The organism is Alkalibacterium sp. s-m-28, from assembly GCF_054658175.1.
The window spans coordinates 1-9,350 of the sequence record NZ_BAAGIQ010000077.1; the positions used below are offsets into that span (position 1 = coordinate 1).

The 9,350-nt window shown below is 44.1% G+C and carries 8 protein-coding genes; 2 read left to right on the forward strand and 6 right to left on the reverse strand.

Translation table 11 applies throughout. The features are described 5' to 3' along the window. Positions 1 to 170: 170 nt before the first annotated feature. On the reverse strand, positions 171 to 725 hold the full coding sequence (locus ACYQ4S_RS09345) for a hypothetical protein (RefSeq protein ID WP_459770765.1): 555 nt from the start codon (positions 723 to 725) through the stop codon (positions 171 to 173). A 227-nt stretch (positions 726 to 952) separates the two neighbouring features. Continuing rightward, positions 953 to 2,908, reverse strand: a complete 1,956-nt coding sequence (locus ACYQ4S_RS09350) for a S9 family peptidase (protein ID WP_459770767.1) — start codon at positions 2,906 to 2,908, stop codon at positions 953 to 955. A gap of 182 nt (positions 2,909 to 3,090) precedes the next feature. Here ACYQ4S_RS09350 and ACYQ4S_RS09355 point away from each other — a divergent pair, with 182 nt between their 5' ends. Continuing rightward, positions 3,091 to 4,074, forward strand: a complete 984-nt coding sequence (locus ACYQ4S_RS09355; protein ID WP_459770769.1) for an L-lactate dehydrogenase — start codon at positions 3,091 to 3,093, stop codon at positions 4,072 to 4,074. Positions 4,075 to 4,241: 167 nt separating this feature from the next. Here ACYQ4S_RS09355 and ACYQ4S_RS09360 read toward each other — a convergent pair whose 3' ends face one another. The 3 genes from ACYQ4S_RS09360 to glmU all read right to left on the reverse strand — a co-directional run bounded on the left by ACYQ4S_RS09360 (position 4,242) and on the right by glmU (position 7,195). Then, positions 4,242 to 4,685: a NusG domain II-containing protein gene (locus ACYQ4S_RS09360; RefSeq protein ID WP_459770771.1), complete on the reverse strand. Its 444-nt coding sequence runs from the start codon at positions 4,683 to 4,685 to the stop codon at positions 4,242 to 4,244. Positions 4,686 to 4,737: 52 nt separating this feature from the next. Continuing rightward, positions 4,738 to 5,712: a ribose-phosphate diphosphokinase gene (locus ACYQ4S_RS09365; protein ID WP_346024055.1), complete on the reverse strand. Its 975-nt coding sequence runs from the start codon at positions 5,710 to 5,712 to the stop codon at positions 4,738 to 4,740. A gap of 109 nt (positions 5,713 to 5,821) precedes the next feature. Further along, complete coding sequence (gene glmU / locus ACYQ4S_RS09370; RefSeq protein ID WP_459770773.1) at positions 5,822 to 7,195, reverse strand: bifunctional UDP-N-acetylglucosamine diphosphorylase/glucosamine-1-phosphate N-acetyltransferase GlmU; 1,374 nt, start codon at positions 7,193 to 7,195, stop codon at positions 5,822 to 5,824. Between the two features lie 235 nt (positions 7,196 to 7,430). Between glmU and ACYQ4S_RS09375 the strand changes: the two genes are divergently transcribed. Then, positions 7,431 to 8,051, forward strand: coding sequence for a general stress protein (locus ACYQ4S_RS09375; protein WP_459770775.1), 621 nt, complete (start codon positions 7,431 to 7,433; stop codon positions 8,049 to 8,051). A 195-nt stretch (positions 8,052 to 8,246) separates the two neighbouring features. Here the strand turns inward: ACYQ4S_RS09375 and purR are convergent, their stop codons facing one another. Beyond that, the gene (gene purR / locus ACYQ4S_RS09380; protein WP_346024052.1) at positions 8,247 to 9,068 is read right to left on the reverse strand and encodes a pur operon repressor; all 822 of its coding nucleotides are present in this window, start codon (positions 9,066 to 9,068) and stop codon (positions 8,247 to 8,249) included. Between the last annotated feature and the right edge of the window lie 282 nt (positions 9,069 to 9,350).

Below are 9,350 nucleotides of genomic sequence, written 5' to 3' on the forward strand. Positions count from 1 at the left end.
TGCCAAAAGTTATTCTAGAAAAAGTAGACGCATACCAAAAAGAAAATGGACTGCCTACAAGAACGGCAGCTATCCTTGAACTAATAAGAAAAGGTCTTGAGAAATAACTTCAAGCTATCGCTTGACCTAAATTCATCTCCCACTTTCACTGGTGCTTCGTACCCATACGTTTAGAAGTGGGAGACTTCTTTCGGAATTACGTTAAAGGTATAGACGATTCCAGCTGTTCCTCCTTCGACCGCAAAAATATCGAAGGGTTCCGTCTCACCTGAGAACAATTCATGGTGAAGATACTGCTTGATCGGCTGTTCGCACGCTGTTAGCACGCGCTCAGGATAGGGATAGTTATCCCCAATTGTATAGTCGAGCATTTTAGTCAGCCACTGTTCTCTCGGCATGCCCAGCAGATGAGCAGCGTTTGCCCAGATGTTTCTGAGCATGTCAGCTCCATCCGATTCTTTTTCATTCAGGAAGGATTCGAATCGCTCCGTTCGTCCGCCTTCTTCTTTGATCATAGTGCCCAGACTTTCTTTTTCACTTATGACCGTTTCTTTTACTGCAAATTCGCCTAGAAGAAAATACGCTTCTCGGGGAATAGGGGCTGTCCAGTTCGGATTCCCTCGTCCGGCATTCAACCATTCTTTCGTCACATCTTGTGACCCCATACGATTTTCCAGATACAGCGACAACTCAAACGGACTTAACCTTTCTAAATCTTGCTTCAAAATTCCACTCCTATTATTTTTTATTTCAATTACTTGTTAGACCTCTTAACCGTTAATGAGTATAACAAAGAAACCGGCAACCCTGTAGTTATACGGAATCTATTTAATAGAGTCTCATAATCTTCTAACTTTCTCCTTATATATCTGATATGACCGGATGACTAGTCACTCGCGCCTGTCCACACAAAAAGAGAACTTCCATGACGAAAGTCCTCCTTCATTATTATTTACTTCATCCAGTTACTGATTTCATTTAGTCGCTCTATTCTAAGGTTTGGCAGGCCTGCACGTGACAGTCCATGACTCGATTTAGGGAAGAGAATCAGTTTGGTCCTGACTCCCTGTTTCTTCATGGCTGTATACATCTGCTCACCTTGTTCCTGTGGGCATCTCAAGTCTTCCTGTCCGTGGATGACCAGCAGAGGTGTCTTGATATTCTGCGTATAGGCTAACGGAGACATTTTCCACAGGTCTTCCATTTGAGAGACGTCTCTTTTTAACTGGAATTCTACGAAGAACGCGCCCACATCACTGGTCCCGTAGAAGCTGACCCAGTTTGATATGCATCGCTGCGTTACAGCAGCCTTGAAACGGTCAGTGTGTCCGACGATCCAGTTTGTCATAAATCCACCGTAACTTCCACCTGCGACATATACATTCGACTGATCGATCTCCGGGTGCTGTTCCAGTACATAATCCGTACCCAGCATAAGATCCTCATAGTCCTTGTTTCCGTAATCGCCGAGAATGGACGCAACAAAATCCTGTCCGTAGCCGTTTCCTCCACGAGGATTCAGAAGGATTACACCGTATCCTTCAGCTGAGAGCTTCTGCATCTCATGGAAGAAGGTTTCTCCGTAACATACTTGAGGCCCACCGTGGATATAAAGAACAGCTGGATGGTTTTCACTCTTGTCCACAGGTGGAACGTACCATCCCTGGATATCCCAGTCGTCTGCTCCTTTGTACCAGAATCTTTCCACAGGCGTGATTTGATGCGTGTCTTCAAACGCTGCGTTCGGATTATACAAATCAGTTACTTCCCCAGTTTCGGCGTTGAGCAGCCCAAGAACACTTGGTGTTGTCAAGTCAGAGTAGGTGACTGCAAAGGTAGAGGCGTCCACAACATCCCCATCTGTAATATGAAACGGCTTGTCCACCAGACATTTGCTGCCGGCGGTTTTGTCTCCCTTATACAGTTTCAGCTTGCCATGTTCGGTCACTGGATAGACAAAAGAGTCATCATCCAGCCACTTGATCGGAAATCCCTTGGTTTTCTGCTGGAAATCTCCAATGATCAGATCACCGACATATTTATCCTCGACTGACAGTGACTCGAAAGTGTGGTTTGCTCTGTCCCAGCCGTAAATTTTATCGAGGGTTACAAAAGCATGAGAAAAATCATTTCCAGTAAAGAGGAAATAGTCTTCCGACTCGTTTACAGCTTCAAATGAAAAGCTGCCTTCCGGTATATCTTCAGTAACGAGGCGGGCTGTCTCCGAGGCAATGTCGTATTCGTAGACGCTTGCTCCGTAGACCCATTCGTCATCCGGATTCAGCTTATCCACATAAAGCAGAAAAGATTCGTCTTTAGAAACATATTGAAGGCGGAACGGACGGTCTTTCTCAAGAATGAGCGAAGATTCCTTTTTGGACACACTGATTTTTTTTACTTGATACAGTCGATCTTTTTCAGTAATCCCCTGGCCATCCATCTTATATTGCAGTTTAGTAATCGTCACTGGCTTGACTTTGTCATCGGACTTGCTGTCACTCTCTGCTTTCTCCTTATCCTGGTCGGGATCGACAGTCGTCTGATAATAGAGTGACCCACTGTTGCTTGTCCATTCAAATGAGCTGACGCCTTGTTCCTCATCAGTCAGAGCAAAGGCAGTTCCACCTCTCACTGGCATCAGGTAAATCTGAGGCTTCTCGCCTTTTTTACCGGCCAGAAAACTGATCCATTTCTTGTTCGGAGAAATTTTGATTTGGGAAGGATTCAACTCTTCATCGATCCACATGATCCGTTCCTTCGATTTCTGATCGATGCTCCACAAAGAAGTCAGGTAGGCATTTTTTTCTTTGTCCGTTCGAGTTTCCAGATAAAAAATACGGTCATCCAGAACAATTGGCTGTGATACATTTTTCAGGTCAAACAGGCTTTCACTTGTTATATGCTTCATTCCACTAAAACTCCTCTTCTGATTATCATGTTAAATACTCGTTAAAACTCTTTCATTATTTTCTCATTTATATCTATGTGCGTCAATGTACAAAATTTCCATATTGTACAGTCAGCTTCTCATTAGTTTTGACGATTATCTATGCTATACTAATGGTATAAAAAAGGGAAAGGAATGATCATATGAACGTCAGAAAAAAACAGCAGAAAATCATTCTCATAGGTGATGGAGCTGTCGGTTCAAGTTATGCCTACTCACTGATCAATCAGAATATCGGTCAGGAGCTTGGCATTATCGATGTCAATACAGAAAAGGCAGAAGGAGATGTCATGGACTTGAACAGTGCCTTGGCCTTCACTGCACCTAAGAAAATATATGTGGCTGATTATGCGGACTGCCATGATGCTGATCTGGTCGTCTATACTGCCGGAGCTTCTCAAAAGCCTGGCGAGACCCGTCTGGATCTGACTGAAAAGAACCTTCGCATCACTAAAGATGTCGTGGAAAAGGTGATGGCCAGCGGATTCAATGGCATATTCCTGGTTGCAACGAATCCAGTAGATATCCTGACCTATGCTGTATACAAGTTGTCCGGTCTCCCTTCTAACCAGGTCATCGGAACTGGAACCTCGCTTGACAGCGCTCGCTTCCGTCAGGCAGTTGCCAATCTGCTGGATGTGGATGTAAGGAACGTTCACGGCTACATCATCGGCGAACACGGGGATACTGAATTCCCAGTCTGGTCACATGCTAACGTTGCCGGCCTTCAGATCAATGAATGGCTGAACAATAACCCGGATACAGATGAACAGGCCCTCGTTGATATTTTCTTCTCCGTTAGAGACGCCGCTTATGAAATCATCAAGCGTAAAGGTGCGACATTTTACGGTATCGGAGTATCGCTGGCCCGCATCACCCGGGCCATTCTGAACAATGAAAATGCTGTCCTGCCTCTGTCAGTTTACCTTGAAGGAGAGTACGGACAGCATGACATCTACATCGGCTCCCCTGCCATCATCAATCAAAGTGGGATCGACAAAATCGTCGAGATTCCACTTAATGATTCCGAAAAGGAAAAAATGACTCATTCGGCAGATACCATCAGAAATCACCTGAAAGAAGTCCTGGATAAAAATCCGGATTTAGGATTCACGATCTCTGACTGATATTTTTGCATTTTCAAGTGATTTACAATATAAAACAGGGGCCGTCAGCCGATTTATACCAGCTGACGGTCCCTGTTCATTTTGAAAAGAACAGCCGCCACCGGACGTTTTCTCTGCTCCCTTATTACAAGAGTTTAGAGAAAAACATTCAGGTTTCGGCTGTTTTATTACATTGGTATGATTATGTCATCTTCTTCGTGAATTTCCTGTCCATCCTGATTCTCTGCATGAATCTCGATTATGAGCTGATGAGGCAAGACAACAGCTGTTTCGCCAGGCTGACTGATCCAGCCTCTTCTCACTCCGAGCTGATCCGGACTGTTGTCTTCACGGTTGCGAATACGCGTGCCGTCTACTTCAATGATATTGTACTGACCGTCACGAGGTTCGAGCCTGAATTCCTCTTGTGGTGTTTCCTCGCTCAGTTCCACACGGTACACTTCTTCTCCAGATATTTTAACTGTAGCAATGATCCGGGCGTCCTCATCGATGCTGCTCAGCTGATAGCCGTATACAATATGCGGGATGAAGGATGCGACCAGAAGAATGATGATAATGGCGACGTCCAACGGTTTCATCTTTCTCAAATGGAAACGAACCTTATCTATCACCTGACCGCCTCCTTTCCTTTAATAAAGACGCAGGCTTTTAAACATCAGATACTTATCCTTTAAACTGCTTCTCAAACAGTGGGGATACTGAACGGTTTTCATGGATCCACTTGATGGCATGACCCATCAGTTCACCTACGCTGACTTGAACGACTTTATCAATTTTCTTGTCTTCTGGAAGCATGATGGAATCCGTGACCACCATATTTCTGATTGGGGAATCAGCCAGACGTTCCATAGCAGGTCCGGAAAATACCGGGTGAGTCCCACAGGCATAGACTTCTTTTGCTCCTTTTTCAATCAGAGCATCTGCGGCAAGGGTAATCGTTCCCGCTGTATCGATCAGGTCATCGATCAGTACGGCTGTTTTCCCTTCAACATTACCGACAATATTCATGACTTCTGCTACATTGGCTTTTGGACGGCGTTTATCAATGATGGCAATAGGTGACTTCAGGAACTCTGCCAACTTTCTGGCACGAGTCACTCCTCCGTGATCAGGAGAGACTACGACTGTGTTTTCTCCTCCAAGATTTCTGTCGATGAACCAATTTGCCAGAAGTGACGCACCAAGCAGATGATCAACTGGGATATCGAAGAAGCCTTGAATCTGAGAAGCATGAAGGTCCAAAGTCAGCATACGGTCAGCCCCTGCCTGAGTGATCATATTCGCGACCAGTTTCGCCGTGATAGGTTCTCTCGAACGAGCCTTACGGTCCTGTCTCGCATAACCGTAATAAGGCATGACAATATTGATCGTCTTGGCACTTGCACGTTTCAATGCATCGATCATAATGAGCACTTCCATCAAGTGATCATTAGTCGGCGCAGAAGTTGACTGCACAACATAGACATGGTCCCCACGAATACTTTCTTCAATGTTGATACGGATTTCCCCATCACTGAACTTGTTGACGGATACTTTTCCTAATTCTACTCCTACATCCTTCGCAATCTTTTCTGCTAATGGCTTGTTGGAACTCAATGCAAAAATCTTCAGTTTTGGATCAGAATAATGTTCGGACATGTCGGCCTCCATAAATTTTATCTCATTGTTTTTACTACTATAAGTGTATGCCTAAGCACTGAATAAATCAACTGTACAAGGGCGTGAAAGCCCTGTTTTGAAGAGTTTTCTAATTTTTATGAGGTATTTTCTTAAAATAGCCCTCTTTATTTACTTGACGAGCACGAGCAATCGCCATCGCTTCTTCAGGAACATCATCAGTAATCGTAGATCCGGCTGCCACGTAGGTATTTGCATCAATTTTAACGGGTGCGATCAGGTTCGTATTGCAGCCAATAAAGGAATTATCTCCGACTTCGATGTGGTGTTTCTTTTCACCATCGTAATTGACGAATACCGTTCCGCATCCTAGATTGATATTTTCTCCTAGCGTGGCGTCACCAACATAAGTCAGGTGGCCGACTTTCGTGTTTCTTCCAAGAGTCGCTTTTTTAACTTCTACAAAGTTTCCGATGTGTGCATGTTCTTTCACGACGGATTCTGGTCTCAGGTGACTGTTAGGTCCGATGTTACTCTCATTTTCCATTATTGATGATTCAATCATCGAGCTCTTCACATGAACACCGTTGCCGATCTGGCTGTCTTCGATAATCGAATGCGCTCCGATGATACAGTCCTCACCAATGGAAGTTTGTCCTTTAAGATAGACGCCGGGTTCTACAAGCGTGTCCTGACCAATCACCACATCACTTTCAATATAAGTCTGCTCAGGATCGATAAAAGTTACACCATTACGCATATGCTGCTCATTGATACGTTTCTTCATCAGCTTACTGGCCTGAGCTAATGCCACGCGGTCATTGACTCCCAGAGCATCTTCCTTGTTCTCAAGCTGGAATGCAGAAATAAGCTCATTCTGTTTTTTGAGGATTTCCATAACATCCGGCAGATAATATTCACCTTGGGAGTTATTGTTGTCCACTTTTTCAAGTGCAGCGAATAATGCCTTGTTGTCGAAACAGTAGGTCCCAGTATTGATTTCCTGAACTGCCTGTTCTGCTTGAGACGCATCTTTCTGTTCAACGATTTTAGTGACTGATCCATCTTCAGATCTGATCACGCGACCATAGCCAAACGGATCATCCGCGTGAGCAGTAAGGACGGTAGCCTTCGCATTCACTTCTTCATGATGAGCCATCAGCCCTTCAAGTGTCTCCTTAGTCAGAAGAGGTGTATCTCCACAGATAACCAGTGTGGTTCCTTCCTCGTTTTTCAGGATCGGTGCAGCCTGTTCGACCGCATGAGCTGTTCCCAGCTGTTCTTCCTGGAGGACATAGTCACTCTTATCGCCTAGATAGTCCTGAACGGTTTCAGCACCGACACCTGTAACTGTGACGATTTTATCCATTCGAGCGCCAAGTGCCTGATCGACAACATGACCGACCATAGGTTTCCCCATTACCGGGTGCATCACCTTGTAAAGTTTGGATTTCATTCGAGTTCCCTGTCCAGCTGCAAGCACTACTGCAAATCGTTTAGTCATTAGTTTCTCCTCATCATTTCTATTTATAGTTCCCATATCATTGCTTAATCAGTATGTCCAAAAGGGCATACAAAACCTCTTTACATCATACTTTATGACTAAGCTGTTTTCAAGTTTCATAAGGTGTATTGTTTGTCGTATTTATTACAGTTTCCTATAATTAAATTATATTATAAATGATTAAACTAGAAAATAGATGGTTCTATTTCTACCATCTTCAGGAAGGAAGAGTTTAATGAATAAAGATTTTACAGTCATAGGCAGCTATCCCACTGAAAGAGAAGCTGAACAGGTCGTTCGTCGCCTGATGGACGAAGGTACGGATAAAAAGGATATAACTATTTTTACCAACAAGGATAAAGGCAATCAGCTTCGAAACCCGGACAATGTCGATGTAGCCAATCCGGATGTCAACGGAACTGATAAAGATCATGACAACGAAAAGAGTTTCTGGGAATCACTGAAAGATGCTTTCTTAGTAAGAGATGATGAGTATTACAATGATTCAAATTATATACAAGAAGATGATACGCTCCACATGTATCGGGATGACTTGAAGAAAGGTCACCTGGTTGTCGCTGTCGATCGTTCTGATAAAACAGATAATGTAGAAAATCCGACATCATCTTCCGCTACACATGCCGGAGATCCGGATCTTGAAACACTTGGAACAACAGCCGGTTTTCCTAATGAGGGAAGCGTTCAGGGAATGGGCGACGGCGGTCAGCCGCCGATGGAACCTAAAACGAATGACGGAACCCCTCCGGAACTGGAAGACACACACGGAGAAGCTGATGTGGATGATTCAACAGAAGACCGTCTTCGTCAGACACGCAAGGAAGACCTCGACACCTAGACTGAAAGATTTCTGAATAAGTAAAAAGCCTGCCGGAGATGGCAGGCTTTCCTTTTTGTCATTTATTCATTGCCCACTCAGACTGATATAGACGCTGAGTGGGCAATGATATTCCATTTATTTACTACTCAACTCGAGATAGTCCCTCAGTGGGCATTACTCACTGATTTTCCAGCCAACAATAGCTGCCATAGCTTACTCGATAGAGAAGTTTCCAGGAGATACTTCGATCGTGCGGTCCTGTGTGTTGACCTTATCCACTTTGATCAGTGAGGTGTAATCTTTCACTGAACGTTCCCCATTAAATATATTTTCAGCAATAACCGTTGCGCCAACTACTTCAGAATTGAATTCTTCGATCAGGCTGATCATGCCGTTGACCGTACCTCCGCCTTTCAGGAAGTCATCTACGATCAGCACCTTTGAACCCATGTCCAGACTTCTTCTGGACAGCTCCATTTTCTCCACTCTATCGGAAGATGATCCGGACACATAGTTGATGCTGACGGTGGACCCTTCAGTCACTTTTGAGTCTCTTCTGACAATAACAAATGGAACATTCAGATAAAAGGCCACGGACTGAGCGATCGGCACCCCCTTAGTTGCAACAGTCATCACGCTGTCCACATCTTTATCCATATATTGGGAAGCGATAACTCGTCCGATTCCCCTCAGCCATTTTGGATCCCCCAGCATATCAGACAGATAGACATATCCACCGGGGAGCAGTCGCTTGGAATAATTCAGCTCTTCACACAAGTCGCGGATAAACAGCTCAACATCTTCTGCTTTCATCTTTGGAATATATTTGACTCCTCCAGCTGCTCCGGGCAGAGTCTCAAGGAAGCCGATGCCTCTTTTGGCAAATGTTTCTTTTACAATGGTAAGATCTTCACTGATGCTTGATTTTGCGGACTCATACCGTTTTGAAAACAGAGTGAGTGGAATCAATGTGTGGGGATGTTCAATCAGATAATGTGTAATATCGATTAGTCGTTCGCTGCGTTTTACTTTCATTTTTACTTTCACCTCATTATGTAACGTACATTACATTCTATTACTGACTATTCTACCTCTTTTATTCGGAAATTCATAGGTTTTTTATTGCTTTAAATAATAAATGTTCGTTTATTGTGATTTCTTTTCGTCAGTATCAATAATTTATTCTTGAAAAATCAAAACCACCAGTGTGAACTGGTGGTTTGCTCTGCGGCTGAAAGCCTCTCTTACCGGCCTCGGCCTGAAAGGCCCACTGAGTGGGTTTCCCTTATGCACCACACTTACTCACTGATTCTAAAA

Bases quoted from the DNA above. Each gene is read 5' to 3' on its own strand.
- ACYQ4S_RS09375 (WP_459770775.1), top strand. From the start codon at position 7,431: ATGAATAAAGATTTTACAGTCATAGGCAGCTATCCCACTGAAAGAGAA.
- purR (WP_346024052.1), bottom strand. From the start codon at position 9,068: ATGAAAGTAAAACGCAGCGAACGACTAATCGATATTACACATTATCTG.
- ACYQ4S_RS09365 (WP_346024055.1), bottom strand. From the start codon at position 5,712: ATGTCCGAACATTATTCTGATCCAAAACTGAAGATTTTTGCATTGAGT.
- ACYQ4S_RS09355 (WP_459770769.1), top strand. From the start codon at position 3,091: ATGAACGTCAGAAAAAAACAGCAGAAAATCATTCTCATAGGTGATGGA.
- glmU (WP_459770773.1), bottom strand. From the start codon at position 7,195: ATGACTAAACGATTTGCAGTAGTGCTTGCAGCTGGACAGGGAACTCGA.
- ACYQ4S_RS09350 (WP_459770767.1), bottom strand. From the start codon at position 2,908: ATGAAGCATATAACAAGTGAAAGCCTGTTTGACCTGAAAAATGTATCA.